The following is a 17,638-nucleotide window of genomic DNA, read 5'->3' as shown; positions in this document are numbered from 1 at the left end:
CCCGGCCCGGGCCGGGTCACCTATCTGCACCAGACCCCCTATCTGTTCGATCGCAGCGTGCACGACAACGTGGCCTGGGCCCTCGGCCATCAGGCCGCCGACGAGGTGCGGGTGTTCGAGGCGCTGCGCCGGGTCGAGCTGGAAGGAGTGGCGCGGGAACACATCAGTATTTTGTCCGGTGGCGAGCGCCAGCGTCTGGCCATGGCCCGCGCCTGGGCGCTGCAGCCCGCCTTTTTGCTGATGGATGAACCCACCGCCAATCTGGATGCACATTCAGTTGCCCTGATGGCCGCCTTGGCGCAAGATCTGCGGGAACAGGGCAGTGGCCTGGTCATCATCAGCCACCAGAACAACGATCTGACCGACCTGTGCGAGCGGCAATGGACCCTCGCCCGTGGCAAACTGCACGAACCCACCCCTTTGAAAATCATCGAGCGACATGACCTCAAACAGCGAATCCAGAACTGATGCCTTCCCCGTCTCTGCCGTGATCCTGGCCGGTGGCCGCGCCACCCGCATGGGGGGCGAAGACAAGGGCTGGGTCCAGCTTGCGGGCCGCCCGCTCATCGATCACGTGCTTGACCGGCTCCAGCCCCAGGTCGACGAGATCCTGATCAACGCCAACCGCAGTCAGACGCGCTATCAGGTGCTGGCCCCGGTCATCAGCGATGACAACAACGACTATCTCGGCCCGCTGGCGGGCATGCAGGTCGGCCTTGCCGCCGCCCGCCACGACTGGGTGCTATTCGTCCCCTGCGACGGCCCTGCCCTGCCCTGTGATCTGATGAGCCGCTTTCGCGCCGCCCTCACTCCGGGCACCGAGCTGGTGGTGGCTCACGACGGAGACTGGCTGCAACCCGTGGTGGCCCTGCTGCACAAATCCCTGCTCCCTTCCCTTTGCCGCGCGTTGGCCGAAGGTGAGCGCAAGATAGATATCTGGTTTGCCCGCCACCAGATGGCGGTGGTGAGCTTTGCCGATGAGCCGGATGCCTTCATCAATCTCAACAGCCCAGCCGAGCTGGCCGCCTACGAGGCACGCCTGCTGAACTCGGCTATCGACCCCCAACAAGGAGCCGCGCTATGACCCTGGCGATGACTACCTCGGCCCCCACCCTTCCCCTGCTCGGCTTTGCCGCCTGGAGCGGCACCGGCAAGACCACCCTGCTGGAACAACTCATCCCCATTTTGGTGAGTCGTGGCTTGCGCCTTGGCGTACTCAAGCACGCCCACCACGATTTTGACATCGACCAGCCGGGCAAGGACAGCCATCGCCTGCGCAAGGCCGGTGCCAGCCAGATGATGGTTGCCTCCCGCCGCCGCCATGCTCGCATCATTGAGACCGATCTGGCCGAAGCCGACTTTCACCAGCTGCTGGCAAGCTTCGATCAGACCGAGCTCGATCTGCTGCTGGTGGAGGGGTTCAAACACGAGCACTTCCCGAAAATCGAGCTGCACCGCGCAGCGCTCGGCAAGCCACTGCTGTTCCCGGACGATGACGATATCATCGCGCTGGCAAGCGATACGCCGCAGGAAACCACTCTGCCCCAACTCGATATCAATGATCTGGCGGCCATCGCCGACTTCGTCTGTGCCCACTTGGCTCAATCCCGGCAACGGGAGCAGGCACCGGGAGCCGGTTTTCTATCCGTGGAGGAGGCCCGCCAGACCATTCTGGACGCCCTCACCCCAACCCCACGCAGCACCGACATGCCGCTGGCCCAGTGCCACGGCGCCGTGCTGGCAGCCGATCTCGTCAGCCCCATCAATGTGCCGCCCCACGCCAACTCGGCGATGGACGGGATTGGCCTGCGCGGCGACGATCTCGCCGCTGGCCGCTGGCAACTGGTGGGTGAAGTGCTGGCGGGCCAGCCGCGCCATGAGCCTGTGCTGGCGGGTCAGGCGGTGCAGATCATGACGGGCGCGCCGCTGCCCCCCGGCGTGGATACCGTGGTGATGCGGGAAGAGACGCTGATTGAAGGTGAGTGGGTCACGGTGAATGCCCCGATCCGGGCGGGGCAGAATGTGCGTCTGGCCGGTGAAGATCTCGCCAGGGGTGCGGTCGCCATCCCGGCCGGTACTCGCCTTGGCGCCCCCCAGCTGGGGCTGGCGGCATCGCTCGGTCAAGCCACGCTCAGCGTGCGAACCCCGTTGAAAGTGGCGCTGTTCAGTACCGGCGACGAGGTGCAGGCACCGGGCGAGGCCCTGGCCCCCGGCCACATCTTCGACAGCAACCGCTTCACCCTGATGGCGCTCATCGCCGCCGCCGGCTGCGAGGTGATGGATCTGGGCATTATCCCCGACGATCCCGCCATACTGCGCCAGCAATTGGAGCAGGCATCGACCAGCGCCGATCTGGTGCTGAGCTCGGGCGGCGTCTCGGTGGGCAATGCCGACTACATCAAGCAGGTGCTGGCCGAGCTTGGCCAGATAGCCTTCTGGCGCATCCAGATGCGGCCGGGTCGCCCGCTGGCGTTTGGCAAGCTGGGGGTCACCCCCTTCTTCGGCTTGCCGGGCAATCCGGTAGCGGCCATGGTCTGCTTCCTGCAGTTTGTCGAGCCTGCCATCGCTTGCTTGCAGGGCCGGGTCTGGCAGCCGCTGCGCCTGTCGGCACAGGCCGAACAAAAGATGCAGAGCCGCCCGGGCCGCACCGAGTTTCTGCGCGGCGTCTTCCATCAGGATGCCAGCGGCGTGCTGCGGGTGCGCACCACAGGGCCACAGGGCTCCGGTATTCTGAGCTCCATGGCCGATGCCAACTGCCTGATTGAAATTGTCCCCGCCCAGCCGGCCATCGCACTCGGCGAGCGGGTCTGGATCCACCCGCTCCAGGGACGAGTGGCCTGATCAATCGCGATCATCCCGCCGGTCGTGGCGGGGTGCTCGCGCCCATGACCCGAGGCTTGTCCGTTGCGCCTGAATACGCCGCTATCGCATCGTCCACCGCCTGCGTATCGCACTCGGCAAGCGCCCCTGCATGGGGCGGCTCATAGTTGAGCGCAGCCGCGCGATCCGGTGATGGCCAACATGTTGCAGTAGCTAAGGCACGCGGCGATGATGCAAGGGGTGCTATTGCATCTGCCGGAACAAACCGGTTCAGCTCTCGCCACAGGCGGGATCAATGTCCCGGCAACCACTCCAGATACGCCGGATTGGCAACAAAACCAACGCGTTCATACAGAGGGCGTCCCTCATCGCTGGCATGCAGCCACACCTTGCCCAGTTGTTCGGCGCAGGCATAGGCCACCATGGCATTGAGCAGGGCGCTGGCCATGCCCTGCTTGCGGTATGCCGGCAGTGTATACATGTTGAGCAGATAGGCCTCCCGCCCCGACACGTTGCCAGGATAGGGAGGCCGCACAAACAGAGCCAGCGTGCCGCTCGCCACCACTTCCCCCCCGACCTCGGCCACCCAGGACCGCGCACTGCCATCAGCCTGCGCCGTGCTGAAATAGGCACTGGTCGCCTGCCAGAGATCCACATCGACCAGCGGATCGCTCAGCTCACACACCTCACAAAACAGCCCCATGCGCAGGCTCACCAATACGGGAATATCAGCCTGCGTTGCCTGACGAACGATCATCTGCACCTCCTGATGCCATCACTACTCCAAAGATGACAAGGCGTCCCCGAAGGCGCGCCTTGTGAAAGGAGCAGTGTGTGCCGATATATAACTCCTTGGCAAGGCGACAGCACTCCCGTGCCGGGGGACGTCAACTCACCCGGGCCAGCCACATCCAACCCGCAGTGGACTGGAAGCACACCACCATGGCCATGGGCGGCCGCTGCTGCCGCCGTGGTGCCCTCGGGGAGGCGCCAGCTTGACTGGCCAGTATGACAGCCGCCGGGGCCGACGATACTCTGGCACTATTGACGGTTGTGGAGAATGGAGACAACTCCAAGTTAGCCCGCGCCCAACGCGACCGGCTGCGAGAGAGCGTCAATCTGCACACATGGCTACTTCCTCCCATTTGTCGGCGGAAAGAGACGATGACCAATGCCGAATTTTTCTGGGCACCGACCTATGGCTAACGCTCTCCGGCTCGCAGAAATGACGCGCACCACCTCATTTCCGAATCAGCCAAGGAACAACTGACAGCAATATGCCCAGCGCTGCGGCAGGCACGGTTCAGTCACCAGATAACAGAAGACGCCCAACGGCGGTGACACCGCGGCTTTCGTTGAGGATCAGTTATTGGAACGCATTCAACATATGAGATAATAAAATAGAATCCTGTACATGATGTATTATAAATGTATTCGTATGTACTCGGGAGCTGTTATGAAAAGCCACACTTACACAATGACTATATTGTTATTAATTTTTTTCATTTTCCCAGGCAATGTGTACCCCTCATCAGGAAAACCTACAACAATTATATTAGGTGTAGAAGATGACTGGGCTCCCTACTGTTTCTTAAATAAAGAAACTGGACATCTTGACGGTTTTACACCCATTGTAGTTCGTGAAGCTTTTAAAAAAGTCGGCATTAACACTGAGTATAAAGTAATTCCATTTTCACGCTGCATGTATCTAGCACTTACTGATGTTATTTCCGGTTGCTTTAACGCTGCCATAACAAGAGACAACAAAAATAAATATGTGTGGCCAAAAACGCCACTTGTAAACGAACCGCTAGGGGTTTTTTCATTGACGTCAAAGAGTAGACGTTATGATGCATCAGGACAAGTTGGGGTGTATGAATTGCTATCAGGTAACAGGGTTGGCACTACACTGGGTTATTCATACCCAACCGAAATACTTGAAAATTCTGAAATCACTTTCGAGAAAGTAAAGTCTGACAGTGTGCAACTCGATATGCTTTTGCGAAACAGAATAGATTTCGCCTTACTGGGAAAGGGTTCTGGTTATTACCTTGCAAGTAAGAAAAATATTAGAGATCAAGTTGTAGATGTTTTTACCATTTCTACTGATGGTGATTTTTATATCGCATTCTCAAAAGCAACTGGCAACGGAGAGTACCTTAGCACTATGTTTGACAAAGGTATGCTTGAATTAATTAAATCTGGTGAATACAATGAATTAAAATCCCAACTAGAGCAACATTTAAATATGAGCACTGGCGATATATCAGGTATACAGGTGGATGCCAACATAATGACTAAATAATAGATGAAATGAATTGACTGATGACGATATTGCTTCCCACATCAGCCATCAAGCCATAACCCCCCAACCTAAATAGCTGTTCCGAATAGTAGATCACTGGAGGAAGGGAACTCAGTCCAGTTTGTGCGATCTCATTAGTCGCCAAACAAAACAAGCCACACCCAAAGGACTGAGTTGATGCCTATCCTACCACCCCTGCCACGACCACAACGGCGCCGCATTCACAAAATCATCCATGCCACGCGTGATAAAGGACATGCTCGTCGCTTGATGGCCATCTTGCTGTTACATGAAGGACGTACGGTCACCGATGTTCATCACCTTACCGGCGCTGCGCGCTCGACCATCGGTCGTTGGCTTCGGTGGTATCGAGATGAAGGCATAGATGCACTAGAAGCCTTACCGGCTGGCCGTGCCCCAGTTTTACCTATCGCCAAGATGGTCACCTTACTGGTGCTGCTCATGCAGTTTTCTCCGCAAGATTTTGGTTATCAGCGCAGCCGTTGGTGTACCGAACTATTGGCTATCAAAATCAATCGATTAACAGGGCTCAATGTGGCCGCCTCCACACTTCGTCGATGGTTACCTCGTATGGGTATTGTCTGGCGCAGGCCCGTGCCGACCTTGCGGATAAAAGACCCGGCCTATCAGGAGAAAATGGCGAATATCGACGCCGCGCTGGCCCGTTGTGATGCCGATAATCCGGTGTTTTATGAGGATGAAGTCGATATAGACCTCAATCCCAAATTAGGGGCCGACTGGATGTTCAGAGCGCAGCAAAAGCGTGTTGTCACACCGGGGCAGAATGCCAAGCATTACCTGGCAGGCGTTCTTCATGCAGGCAACGGAAGAGTGCTTTACGTCAGCGGGATAAAGAAAAACTCATCACTGTTTATCGCCATGCTGGAAAAACTGCGTCACCACTACCGACGAGCCAAAACCATCACGCTGCTCCTCGATAACTACATCATTCACAAAAGCAAACAGACCGAGCGATGGTTGAAGAAGAACCCCAAGTTCTGCCTGGTATTCCAGCCAGTTTACAGTCCTTGGGTTAATCACATAGAACGGCTGTGGCACAAGTTACATGAAACCATCACGCGCAATCATCAGTGCAGAGGGATGACCAGCCTGCTGGCTCGAGTGAAACACTTCATGGATACCGTGTCTCCTTTCCCTGGGAATGGCTATGGAACAGCGAAGGTGTAGCACTATTAGGATCAGTTATTTAGAGTGATATCGGTAATACCTTGGCATTGTGGACATTCTCTGTGATTGGGTGTCAAAGGGAATAGATGTGGGTTATATAAATACCACATTGCTTTTCGGATCTCTGATAGCCCCAACCATGCTCGCTCATTACAAGTGCAACATCATGTACAGGACCTTAAGAAAATTCGTCAATTAAAATTCCTTCCAACGTCCTGTTTTGTATTTACTTTCTCTGCTTTGTTCGGCGAGCATTATTTGACTAAAAATCTACAACCCACTCCAACCAATCCCTTATTGCACTGATGGCTCGGTGCGCTACCGCTTCCGATATCGACAGCCACCACGCCACTCTTCGCAGCTTTCAGCGTGGATAATCCCTCTTTCATCAGGGCCTGAGCCTTAGCCATCCCCTCATACGAGTGAGGCGTGGTGCGGCCTTTGAGGTATGCTCTGCGTTTTTGACCCGCCAATACCGAACAGAGCAGCCCAATGCTTAATCACGACATCATTCTCAACCACATTGATGACATTTTCTGGCAGGACATGCATGCCAAACGTGTGTTGTCGCTCGCCCATGCAACCCACGGGGTTATCGAGTCTGGCTCGCTGGTCATCCCATTGGCAATGGCCTCTCTTTGGCCAGTGGTCTTGAACGCAGAACGCAAGTACGCGGTCAAGCAAGTCGACCGCTTGCTGACCAACACCCAGCTCAATGTCTGGCGTCTCTTCGATGACTGGGCTCCCTATGTGGTGTCCGAACGCACCGAGATTGTCGTATCCATGGACTGGGCCGAGTTTGAGGCCGATGACCACAGCCCCCTGGTTATCAGCCTGCAAACCAACCATGGCCGCGCCCACCAGAAATCCTTGCTCAAAGGCCAGCGTAACGCCCATGAGCGGGCGTTGCTGACCAAGCTCAGAAAGACCTTGCCAGAGGACGTTTTGTCACTGTGGTAGCGGACTGTGGCGTTGGCTATATGGCGCGGGTCGAGCGGGTGTATTGCTGCCACAAGAGCGACATGAAAGAACCCTGGTTTTTAGCCAGCAATCGGGTCGATGTGAGTACCGCCAAAGCGTTGCAACTGTACGGTCAGTGCTGGGGTATCGAGACCAGTTTGCGCGATATCAAGGACTACAAATTTGGCAGTTAGACCCGCTCTATCCCATCGTCTATCTGGACTGCATTGTGCTGAAGATCCGCGATAACCAGCGGGTAAGCAACAAATCGCTGTATCTGGCGCTGGGCCAGCCGCAAACAATCAGCATGACGTTGAGCACCACTACCATACTCGCGTTAGCACGCTATTGTTGTGATGCGGCGCTGCTTAGCCCGCCTTTCGGCTGCACCGTCATCGAAGTTGCAATATCGACCCAGCCACCACCCATGGCCTGATACACGTTAATAAACTGGCTATAGTTGTTGGCCAGCAAGCCGACGGTTGCCAACTCGGCGGCAAATAACTCATTCTCGGCGACCAATACATCCAGATAGCCCGCAACGCCCTTATCAAACCTCAGCCGTGATAACTGCGCCAGTTCACGCAAGGCGGCCACGCGCTGCTGCTGTAGCGCCACTTCGGCGGTTTTTTTCTGTGCTCCGGTGAGCGCATCGTTAGTCTCGCGAAACGCATTCAGAATGGTCTGCTGATACAACAGCAACGCTTGGCGCTTTTGCGCCTCAGCGGAGTACACCTGCCCCTCAATTCCGCCAGCAGTAAACAGCGGACCACTCACACTAGCGGCAATAAATCCGGTACTCGCAGGCCCCGTCAACAACTTAGAAAACTCGCTACTGATACTCCCCAGCGCGCCGGTAATCGACACGCTCGGGTAATACAGAGCACGGGTAGCACCAACATTGGCATTGGCCGCCACTAAGTTTTGCTCGGCTTGGAGAATATCCGGCCGACGTTGCAGCAGTGCGACGGGTAAATCAGCAGGAATTAGCGGGGTGACTAATTGCTCGATACTCTTGCCACGCGGGATCGGCCCCGGATTACGCCCAAGCAGAATAGACAGCAGATTTTCCTGCGCCTCGATGGCCTGCTCAAATGCCGGAATAGCCGCCAATGCCTGCTGATGCTGCGAGGTAATTTGCATCAGCTCGATTTTGCTGACGATGCCGAATTTAAAGCGCAACTCGAACAAGCGCGCCGTGGTGCCGAAGTTCTTTGCCGTCGCCTGGGCGATTTCCAGCTGGCGGTCTAGTGCGCGCAAGCTTATGTAACTGGTGGTCACGCTCGCCACCAACGACAAGGCCACGCCGCGCTGTGCCTGTTCACTGGCGTAAACCTGTGCTTGCGCCGCTTCCGACAAACGCCGTACCCGACCGAATAAATCCAGCTGCCAGGATGCACCAAGTGAGGCCTGGTAAAGCGAAAAATACGGATCGGTATCGGGCGGCAGCGGTGGCTGTCCAAGGCGACTGGCGCGCGAGCGACTGGCATCGCCAGTGTAGCCAACTTGCGGTGATAACTGGGCACGCGTGGCGGTTAAAGCGCCAATAAACTGATCGACCCGCGCCGCCGCAACAGCAACATCAAGATTCTCCCGCAGTGCGCTCTCGACCAGTTTGTTCAGTGTCGGATCAGCAAACTGCTCCCACCATTTAGTGTTCGTCAGCTCGGCCATCTGTGCGTAATCGCTACGCCATTGACTGGGTGTTTCGCTGTGCGGGCGCTGGTAGTCGGGACCTACAGTGCAGCCGGAAGAACCGACGACAAGCAGTACTACGAGCAGGTTAATTCTCATCTCAACTTCCTTCTGGTGAGGCGTGACAGCGGCAAACCTGGCGCACACAGCGCAGGACGGGCGGCCCAAACGTATATTGTTGTAGATATAGATAGGTCCAACGCTGACGGCAAGTAACTCATCCGCGCACCCCGCCATACAGTGTCCAAGCGAATAACAGGCTCAACACCAACAGCGCCATGCAAGCCAAGGCCCAGCGCCGCAGCCACGCATCCAGCGATGTAAACACAAGGCTAACGCCGCCGTTGCGCGGCATCAGCCTACCGAACAACACCGCAATATCGCCTATGGGAACCCGTGGCAAACGCCCGCCCCAATACCACAGAGCAATCGCCGTAATCATGCCTACCAAGGGTGGTCGCAATGCCAGCCACAGCGAGGCCGGCTCGAGCAGGTCGGTCACTGTACCGGCGGCAACCCACAGATACATCAGCCAAGGGATCAATAACGACGCCAGCGCCAGCACGCACCAAGGTAGCAGCAAGCCCTTGCCCGGCTGCGCCTGCGCGTCCGTGGCAGCAAAGGTTTTCAGGCAATTGACAAAGTGCAACATCAGCAAGGTCGTGCCGGCTGCAGAGACATTCGCCACTGTCGCCGCCAGACCATCGCCCAGCGGTCCTTTCACCGCATACTTGGCCAGCGCGCCGCCCGTCAACGGCAAGCCGCCGAGCCCCAATGCCAGCACGGCCACCACCAACAGCAGCGGCCACAGATGCCGTGCACCTGTCGTGGCAGCCAGTCCGACCGCCAGAAATAAAGTGCCTTTGACCAGCACGTGATGGGCCGCATACCAAACGGCATAGAGTGCCGCGCTGGTTTCGCCAGCCGACAAGCCCATGCCCAAGACAGCCACTATGACGCCCATCTGGCTGACGCTGGAGTAAGCCAGCACCGCCTTCGGATGTTGTTGTGTGATGCCAATAGCCACCCCGTACAGCGCAGTAAACAAGCCTGCCGAAGTTAAGGCAAAACCCCAGTCAGGCAAGGCTGTCTGCAGTGGCAAAAAGCGAATCAGACCGATGATGCCGACCTTGACCACCGCGCCACTCAGCACCGCAGATGCCGGTATCGGGGCAGCCGCATGCGCTAACGGCATCCACACATGCAGCGGCACCAACCCAGCTTTCAGCCCCAGTCCGACAATCAGCAACCCCAGTGTCACATCACACCACGGCGACTGCGGCAACTCGGCGACCACATCACGGATCAACCAACTGTCGCCTTGGGTGCCCGCCGCCAGCAGGATAAACGCCAACAACACGCAACTTTCAGCAAACAGAGAAAGGCCCAGATAGGTACCACCGGAGCGCCACGCCGAAGCGCTCTGATCATGCACCACCAAGCCGCAGGCACCGACACCAAGCAGCGCCAGTAGCAGGTAAAAACTAAACATGTCGGCGGCTACAAAGGCCCCCAAACAGCCCATCAGCGTCATCAACCAACAGACCACAAAGCGTCCACAATTGGCGGTACCACGTAAATAGCTGGCAGCATACAGGCCCGCCATGCTCCACAGTAAAGCCGCCACACCGAGTAATATCGCCCCGAGAACATCCAACTGCAGCGCCAACTGCAATCGCCCCTGCCCGACCAGCAATTGGCTATCGACGGCAAATAAAGCCGCCGCCATTGCCGGCAATGGCGCGAACACCAGCAATGCCAATATCCGCTCACGCACGCGGGCCGACAGGCAAGTTGCCAACATCAGCAACGGCAATCCTAAGGTGGTCGCTAATAGCAACTGTCCGAGCATCACGATGCGCCCTCCAACATTGCCACCTGACGACCGATCTGAGTCAGGTCGACCTCGGCAAACGCCACCAGCCCCAGCAAGGCCGAACACAGGGCTAGCACTAGCACCGTCAACTCGCGAGAACGAGCGACTGGGGCGCACAGTAGCAACGGCACCAAGGGTGCGCGCAGCGCCTGCGCCAACACAACAAACAGGTAAGCACTGGTGAGCAAGCCCCCCACCAGCAACACCAACGCCCACCACCACTGGCCACTGCTAACGGCAGCCGACAGCAGCAACCATTTGGCCAGAAAGCCGCCGGAGGGAGGCAGACCGATAAGCGTTATGCCGCCCAGTGCAAAAGCCATCACGGTGACAGGCAACGCTCGGGCCACACCGGCAAAATCGGCGATCCGATCATGGCCTAGCGCAGCACTGATTAAACCGGCGGCCATAAACATCGCGGCCTTCGCCGTGGCATGGGAAATCGCTTGTAGAATGCCCCCTGTCAAGGCAAGCCCGTTTTCGATGTGCCCGCTCAAAGCGCTAAATGCCAGCGGAAACAGCAAAAATAGATAACCAATCTGGGCCACCGTGGAATAGGCGATCAGTAATTTCAAGCGTGCTTGGCGCAGCGCCATTAGATTGCCAAACACGATCGCAGCAGCACCGAGCGCTCCCAACAGTTGCGACGCTGAGAACGTCACCACGGCTGGCAGTACATCGAACCACAAACGCACGACTAAAAACCAAGAGCCCTTGATCACCAAGGCCGACAACAGCGCACTGGCCGCCGCCGGCGCACCGGCATGTGCGGGCGGCAGCCAAATATGCAGCGGAAACAGCGCCGTTTTGGCCAGCAAACCGACCGTCATCAATGCCGCGGCAACACCGACCAGTAGGCCCGGCTCAGCCACGGCGGCCAAGAGGGCGATATCCAAAGTGCCATAGGCGCCATACAAGAGTACCGCCCCCAGCAAGTAGAGCATCGAACCCAGCAGTGCGAACAACAGATAACGCAACGCCGCACGCAGCGTCTCGCCACGGCCGTCTAAGCACACCAATGGCACTGCAGAGAAGGTCAACAACTCGAGGGCGACATACAAGGTGAACAGGTCGGCACTCACCAGCACCAGGTTGAGCGCGCCCCAGATCGCCAGTAGCAGCAACCAAAAACTAAAGCCGGCGCGCTGCAGTGATTCGCCACGGCGAGCACCAAAGTCTGCGCCGCCGTAAACGCCCACAGCGCAAACCACTACCGCGGTCGCCAGCAACATCGCCACTGATAAGCCATCGGCACGCAAGGCGACCCCTAATGGCGGGGCCCAGCCTCCCAGCACGTACACCAGCGCGGCGTTCGTTTTCAGCAGTACAACGCCGCAGGCCAGTGCAATTGCCAGGCCCAACAGAAGCGCTAGTTGGGCGACCCGTTGCGCGTGACGAGCACCACAGAGCACACCGCACATCATGCCCACAAACGGCAACAGCACAGCCAGCACCAACAGCAAACCGGCGTCCGAAGTGCTCGTCGAGATATTCAATAAAACCGGCATAGAGGCAGACACTGGCATTTACACCTCACCGGCCGCAGAGTCCGCCTTGCTCGGCGCGTGATCATTCAGGGTTACCGCACCGGTGACGGCAAACAGCCGCAACAGCAAGGCCACCGCCAGTGCCGTGGCTGAAAATGCCACCACGATACCGGTAATCAACAAGGCCTGCGGCACTGGGTCGCCGCCCATACCCAGCGCGGCTCCCCGGCGGGCAATACTACCGAACAACATAAACACACCACTGCTAAGCAGGTTAAACGCCAGTATTTTGCGCAACGGATGTGGGTTAACAATCAGTCCGTACAAGCCAATGCCAATAAGTGCAGCGGCGCACAGGCCAAATAACGTCGGGGTGTTCATGGGCATGCCTTGCGTTGCGGTGTGCCGAGCAACAATAAACCGAGCACTAGCGTCAGCGACGGCATCAACGCCAGCTCAATGGCAATAATTAAGGGTTTGGCCAGCCCGGGCGGATAGCCCAGAAACGCGCCCGCGCTCAGCACGCCAACCAAGCCGATGGCAATAAACACCAGTGGGCCGCAGACTAAGCCGATACGCAGCCATGTCCGACTAATCGGCGGGGCATCCTGTAGGCCCGCCAGCATGACCAGCAACCACATGGCCGCAAGTACTGTAGCACCCTGAAATTTACCGCCCGGGTGGTCGGCGCCAACCCAGAAGATATAACCGCCAGCAACAATGCCAACCGGAACCATCAAACGCGCCGCATAGGCCAAAATACCATTAGTTTCTAGTTGCTGAGCCAGGCTAGGTCGACCATCCCATACTGACTCTGGGGCCAACGACCAAACGCCAATCAGCGCCAGCAACAGCACTATGGCCTCCAGCAAGGTGTCTAACGAGCGAAAAGCCAGTAGCACAGCAGTGATAGGATTGCCCACCCCAGTGGCATCTATATTGTCCACCACCGCATGCGCCAGCGTCGGTGCCGGGTCGGGCAGTGCCAGCACGCAGAGCGCCAGCAGTAGCGTAACTGCCAGCGACAGCCCGCCTGCCAGCCAACGCAGCCACACGCTTGGCCGTACGGCATAAATGGAGGCTTCTGCGGCGCGCAAGCGCGTCACTGCGCCAATAAGCAATACGCCTGTCAGCCCCCCGCCGATAGCGGCTTCGGTGAGCGCGATGTCGATGCCCTGTAACTGGACCCAAACCAACGCCAACAATAAGCCATAAACCATAAAACCGGCGACGGCGGCGAACGCCTCACGCGCAACTATGACCCAAATGGCCAAACCGAGGATTAGCAGCGCCAGACTGCCATTCAGTAGGTTAAGCATCACCACTCCCTGCGCTTGATGGCACGCGCGATCATCTGCGAGATGATCGACGCCGATAGCAACACCAATAACCAAATACTCAACACTTTAAGACCGGCAAACCAACTGTCCATCTGCGGCAACAGCCCAAGCACGACAAAGCCCAGACCTAGGTTATCAGCCTTGGTGAGGGCATGCAGGCGGGTGAAGGAATCAGGAAAGCGTAACAAACCAAGACTGCCAACAAAAAAGAAAAAACCACCCGCCAACACCGCGAGCACGCTCCAAGCATCGAGAAAAATACTCATTGCCGATCCTCGGGTGGCGCGTTGCGCGAAGCGTCTGGGGCGGTAACGAACGCACAGGTGGCAAACACCGCCAGCAGTGCCAGTGTCAGCGCCACATCAACAGTTGCCGGCTCGGCAGTGGCCACCCCAACTAACAACAACACAGCAATACCACCCGTGCCCAGCAACTGCACCGCCATCATCCGGTCAGCCGGCCCCGGCCCGCGCAAGATTCGTAACAAGCCCAAGGCAACTGCCACAAGGATAAATACCGCCACACCCAACAAGAACTCAGACATGCGCTTTCCCCACTACCAACGCCTTGGCAAACAACCGCTCCTCGGCGTATAGCTGCTCGACCAACGGCTGGGCTAGGTCGAGGCAGTGATACACCAACACCTTATCGTCAGCGCCCTCACCGACCGACACAGAACCGGGCAGCAAACTCATAATGGTGGCGAAGGTATTGCGCGCAAAACCCGGCGGAAACCCGACCGGGCAATTAACCAAACCAGGATTGAGCGGCAATTTTGGATCCAGCGCGCGCCGCGCCACGTCAACTCCAGCAAGTAAAGACTCGTAAATAAAGTGCGGTACCAATTGCAGCAATTTGCTCACCCGTAAACTCTCCGCGTCAACGGGCAACAGCCGCATACTGACCCAGGTCGCGGCCCCCGCAAGCAGCAGACCAAAGGTCAGATCTGCAAGCGAAAAACTTGGCAACAACAGCAGCCAAAAACCGAAATAAGCCACGCCGCGCTGCCATGCAATTGACGCCCTAGGTACACCCATCGCCCGCCTCCACTGCGTCATAACGCCGGTTGTTCCACTACGCAAGCACTTGCCGTATTGGCACAGAAAACCTGCACATCCATCACACTAAGGCGGTCATACAAACGAGCATCAGCGCGGATCGGCCACCAGTCGTAGAGAAAAATCGCAATCGGCTGACAGAGTGCCACCGTGGCGGCAATCAATAAGCTCTCGTTAATTAACCAGAAGAGCCCCTCGTGCGGGATTAGCTCAGAGACAAACTCACTAAAGCCGTTCACCGCACTCAGAAAAACCAACGCGATAACCAAAGTGATGCGCCCGGTGCGCAGTAGCTTTTTCAGCTCTTTGCGCGAAGCCTGCGCCCGACCGCGAAAATATTCATGCACCGCTTGCGTCACGATCGTCGTAGTGTCACCGCTGGTGTTCTCTCGCCCCAGATGTACCACTAAGCCCAGCGACTTTCGCCCCGAGACCTCATACGCCCAGTCGAGGATGTACTGCGCCGCCTCGGGGTCAATATCACGCTCGCGAAACGGTGCCGGGTCCATTGAGTTAAACAGCTGTCGGGTGTCGTCCAAATACAACTCTAAGACCTCGCGCATCGACGCAGCAGCGGGCGCAGTTAATGGGCTTGAGCTCAATCCGTAATACCAATCGCGGCTTCATCAACAACCGTACCGGGAAGTGTTTGCTCATGGCCAAACACTGCCACATACAGCGTCGGCAAAAACACCAACGTCAGCAGCGTTGCCACTAACAAACCACCCATGATGGCGAACGCCATCGGCCCCCAAAATACGGTCGGAGCAATTGGGATCAAGCCCAGGATGGTTGAGAAGGCAGCCAACATCATCGGCCGCATCCGCGAGGTCGCTGATGCGATGACGGCATCGTAGACACTCTTCCCTTCGGCACGATCGGTTTCGATCTGCACAATCAGAATCACCGCGTTCTTGGCGATCATACCGATCAAGGCCAAAACACCAAGAATGGCAACAAAGCCAAGCGGCTGATCAAAGGTCAGCAACGTCAGCACCACGCCTATCAGCCCCAGCGGTAAAACGCACACCACCATCACTAACCGGCGAAAGCTAACCAGCATCACCATCATGACTACCAGCATCAGCAAGATCATCAGCGGCACTACGGCGAACACCGAAGCGCGGGACTCTTTGCTCTCCTCGTACAGCCCACCGGTTTCGACCTTGTAAGGCTTGGGCAGCTTGGCAGCAAATGCCGCGACCTGCGGTGCCAACGCCTCCACTACGGTATCTGGCATCTCCCCACTGATCACATCGGCGCGCACAGTCAAGGTCGGTACCCGGTCACGACGCCACACCAAAGGAAATTCCTGCTCCTCAACAAAGGTCGAGAACTGGCTCAACGGCACCATTCGCCCACTCGGGGTCGGTACCTGCAGCGAGCTGAGCGTTTCCAGTGAGGCGCGCTGTTCGTCAATGGCGCGGGCCACAACGTTTACTAGGTAAATATCGTCACGAACCTGCGTCACTGTCGTGCCTGTCACTGCGGCATTGAGCACACCGGCCAGCGCACTCGAACTGATGCCCAGTTGACGGGCTTCTTCTTGATTGACGCGCACATGAATCTGACGCGCCGGCTCCATCCAGTCGAAGTTAACGTGCCGGGCGCGGGCGTCAGCACCGATAAGCACAGCCAAGTCGAGGGCAATGGCGCGCACCTTATCGTTGTCTGGTCCGCTCACCCTATACTGCAAGGGCCACCCCACAGGTGGGCCTAGCTCGAGAGGGGAGACCCGTGCTACTACATCAGGAAACTGCTCAGCGAGAAGTTTCTCCAATTTAACCTGTAGCCGTTCTCGCGCTTCAATATCTTTAGCCACCACCACCAATTGAGCGAAGAACGGATTAGCCAGCTGAACATTTAAGGTCAGGATAAAACGCACCGCCCCCTGGCCAACATAGGTACTGAAGTGCTCAACATCGGGATCATCTTTAAGGAACGCTTCGAGCCGCTGGGCTTGCACCTCAGTGGCATAGATAGAAGCGTTCTGGCGCAGGCTCAAATCCACCGTCAATTCAGGGCGATCAGAGGCGGGGAAAAACTGCTGCGAAACGAACTGCGACAAGAATAAGGTAATGACGAAAGCCCCCAGCGTCAGGCCGATGGTCAACCATTTGGCGCGGATCGCCGCACGCAAGAAAGCACCATAAGCATTTAGTAACTTACTCGGCTTGGCTTGTAACTCGGCCTTAGGTGTCTTGAGTATCGCTTTACCAATCAAGGGTGCAAAAATCACCGCCACCAGCCACGAGACGATCAGCGAAATACCCACCACTGAGAAAATCGAAAAAGTGTACTCACCCGCCGAGCTCTGGGCAAAACCAATGGGTACAAAACTGGCGATGGTCACCAGCGTCCCTATCAGCATCGGGGCAGCCAAGGTGCGATAAGCGAAAGTGGCGGCCTCATCTTTACTGTCCCCGGCAGCCAAGCGCCGCATCATGGCATCGACCGTGGTCATGGCATCATCGACCAACAGACCAAGGGCGATAATCAATGCGCCTAGAGATATCCGGTGCAGATCGATATTGACGATATCCATCACGGCAAACACGATCACCAACGTCAGCGGAATCGCCAGTGCTACTACGGTGCCGGGCCGAATCCCCAAGCTGAGAAAGCTGCAACCAAGAATGATTACGATAGCCTGCCAAAGCGAGGTCATAAAATCGCCAATTGCCACATCCACCGTAACGGCCTGATCGGCCACCAGTGTCGGTTCAATGCCCACCGGCAAACCGGCGGTAATATCGGCCATTTCGGCGCGAATACTGCTCCCCAATTGGAGAATGTCACCTGCGTCGCGCATGGCAATTGCTAAGCCAATAGCCGGTTGGCCATTGATACGAAACATCGGCTGCGGCGGGTCGACGTTGCCTCTGCGC

At 57.3% G+C, this 17,638-nt stretch carries 17 protein-coding genes and 3 pseudogenes; 8 read left to right on the top strand and 12 right to left on the bottom strand.

Annotated features, from left to right (window positions below):
* The 3 genes from BN1129_RS17870 to BN1129_RS17860 form a co-directional block, all read left to right on the top strand.
* Positions 1–468 (top strand): ATP-binding cassette domain-containing protein (locus tag BN1129_RS17870; protein ID WP_042038356.1); only part of this gene is annotated, 468 nt, incomplete at its 5' end.
* Entirely contained in the window at positions 440–1,084 is a 645-nt protein-coding gene (mobA, locus tag BN1129_RS17865; protein ID WP_042038355.1) for a molybdenum cofactor guanylyltransferase MobA, read from the top strand. The genes BN1129_RS17870 and mobA, both read left to right, overlap by 29 nt.
* Positions 1,081–2,841 (top strand): bifunctional molybdopterin-guanine dinucleotide biosynthesis adaptor protein MobB/molybdopterin molybdotransferase MoeA, encoded by a 1,761-nt coding sequence (locus BN1129_RS17860; protein ID WP_244463076.1) that lies wholly within the window; start codon positions 1,081–1,083, stop codon positions 2,839–2,841. Before mobA ends, BN1129_RS17860 begins: the two co-directional genes overlap by 4 nt.
* 271 nt (positions 2,842–3,112) lie before the next feature.
* On the opposite strand, the gene BN1129_RS17855 is transcribed toward BN1129_RS17860, so the two are convergent.
* Positions 3,113–3,577: a GNAT family N-acetyltransferase gene (locus tag BN1129_RS17855; protein ID WP_042038352.1), complete on the bottom strand. Its 465-nt coding sequence runs from the start codon at positions 3,575–3,577 to the stop codon at positions 3,113–3,115.
* A 77-nt stretch (positions 3,578–3,654) separates the two neighbouring features.
* Here BN1129_RS17855 and BN1129_RS23595 point away from each other — a divergent pair, with 77 nt between their 5' ends.
* The 3 genes from BN1129_RS23595 to BN1129_RS17845 all read left to right on the top strand — a co-directional run bounded on the left by BN1129_RS23595 (position 3,655) and on the right by BN1129_RS17845 (position 6,334).
* Complete coding sequence (locus BN1129_RS23595; protein ID WP_157013462.1) at positions 3,655–3,819, top strand: hypothetical protein; 165 nt, start codon at positions 3,655–3,657, stop codon at positions 3,817–3,819.
* Positions 3,820–4,276: 457 nt separating this feature from the next.
* Positions 4,277–5,125: a substrate-binding periplasmic protein gene (locus tag BN1129_RS22785; protein WP_167335292.1), complete on the top strand. Its 849-nt coding sequence runs from the start codon at positions 4,277–4,279 to the stop codon at positions 5,123–5,125.
* A gap of 177 nt (positions 5,126–5,302) precedes the next feature.
* Positions 5,303–6,334 carry an IS630 family transposase gene (locus BN1129_RS17845; RefSeq protein WP_042038351.1) on the top strand — a complete coding sequence of 344 codons (1,032 nt, stop codon included), beginning with the start codon at positions 5,303–5,305 and terminating at the stop codon, positions 6,332–6,334.
* Between the two features lie 226 nt (positions 6,335–6,560).
* Here BN1129_RS17845 and BN1129_RS24275 read toward each other — a convergent pair.
* Positions 6,561–6,735 (bottom strand): annotated as a pseudogene (locus BN1129_RS24275) (IS4 family transposase); the annotation flags it as partial.
* Between the two features lie 91 nt (positions 6,736–6,826).
* Here BN1129_RS24275 and BN1129_RS17840 point away from each other — a divergent pair.
* Positions 6,827–7,482: pseudogene (locus BN1129_RS17840) on the top strand (transposase family protein); the annotation flags it as partial.
* Positions 7,479–7,583 (top strand): annotated as a pseudogene (locus BN1129_RS24030) (transposase); the annotation flags it as partial. The pseudogenes BN1129_RS17840 and BN1129_RS24030, both read left to right, overlap by 4 nt.
* Positions 7,584–7,639: 56 nt before the next feature.
* Here BN1129_RS24030 and BN1129_RS17835 read toward each other — a convergent pair.
* The 10 genes from BN1129_RS17835 to BN1129_RS17790 all read right to left on the bottom strand — a co-directional run.
* A complete protein-coding gene (locus BN1129_RS17835) occupies positions 7,640–9,088 on the bottom strand; it encodes an efflux transporter outer membrane subunit (RefSeq protein ID WP_042038379.1) in 1,449 nt (482 codons plus the stop codon).
* Between the two features lie 118 nt (positions 9,089–9,206).
* Positions 9,207–10,841 carry a complex I subunit 5 family protein gene (locus BN1129_RS17830; protein WP_084204683.1) on the bottom strand — a complete coding sequence of 545 codons (1,635 nt, stop codon included), beginning with the start codon at positions 10,839–10,841 and terminating at the stop codon, positions 9,207–9,209.
* Entirely contained in the window at positions 10,841–12,391 is a 1,551-nt protein-coding gene (locus BN1129_RS17825; protein WP_084204682.1) for a complex I subunit 5 family protein, read from the bottom strand. Before BN1129_RS17825 ends, BN1129_RS17830 begins: the two co-directional genes overlap by 1 nt.
* Positions 12,392–12,733, bottom strand: coding sequence for an NADH-quinone oxidoreductase subunit K (locus BN1129_RS17820; RefSeq protein ID WP_042038348.1), 342 nt, complete (start codon positions 12,731–12,733; stop codon positions 12,392–12,394).
* Positions 12,730–13,671, bottom strand: coding sequence for a hydrogenase subunit MbhD domain-containing protein (locus BN1129_RS17815; protein ID WP_042038347.1), 942 nt, complete (start codon positions 13,669–13,671; stop codon positions 12,730–12,732). Before BN1129_RS17815 ends, BN1129_RS17820 begins: the two co-directional genes overlap by 4 nt.
* Complete coding sequence (locus tag BN1129_RS17810) at positions 13,671–13,958, bottom strand: cation:proton antiporter (protein ID WP_042038345.1); 288 nt, start codon at positions 13,956–13,958, stop codon at positions 13,671–13,673. Before BN1129_RS17810 ends, BN1129_RS17815 begins: the two co-directional genes overlap by 1 nt.
* The gene (locus BN1129_RS17805) at positions 13,955–14,236 is read right to left on the bottom strand and encodes an MrpF/PhaF family protein (protein WP_042038343.1); all 282 of its coding nucleotides are present in this window, start codon (positions 14,234–14,236) and stop codon (positions 13,955–13,957) included. The genes BN1129_RS17810 and BN1129_RS17805 overlap by 4 nt, the downstream gene beginning before the upstream one ends.
* On the bottom strand, positions 14,229–14,729 hold the full coding sequence (locus BN1129_RS17800) for a Na+/H+ antiporter subunit E (protein WP_042038340.1): 501 nt from the start codon (positions 14,727–14,729) through the stop codon (positions 14,229–14,231). The genes BN1129_RS17805 and BN1129_RS17800 overlap by 8 nt, the downstream gene beginning before the upstream one ends.
* A 17-nt stretch (positions 14,730–14,746) precedes the next feature.
* Entirely contained in the window at positions 14,747–15,289 is a 543-nt protein-coding gene (locus tag BN1129_RS17795; RefSeq protein WP_157013459.1) for a hypothetical protein, read from the bottom strand.
* Positions 15,290–15,348: 59 nt separating this feature from the next.
* On the bottom strand, positions 15,349–17,638 hold a 2,290-nt coding region (locus tag BN1129_RS17790; RefSeq protein ID WP_042038337.1), incomplete at its 5' end, for an efflux RND transporter permease subunit.

Origin of the sequence: Aeromonas popoffii (assembly GCF_000820025.1) — a bacterium.
Classification (GTDB): domain Bacteria; phylum Pseudomonadota; class Gammaproteobacteria; order Enterobacterales; family Aeromonadaceae; genus Aeromonas; species Aeromonas popoffii.
Note: the sequence above shows the minus strand (reverse complement) of the source record. Positions and strands in the feature narration are given on the sequence as shown.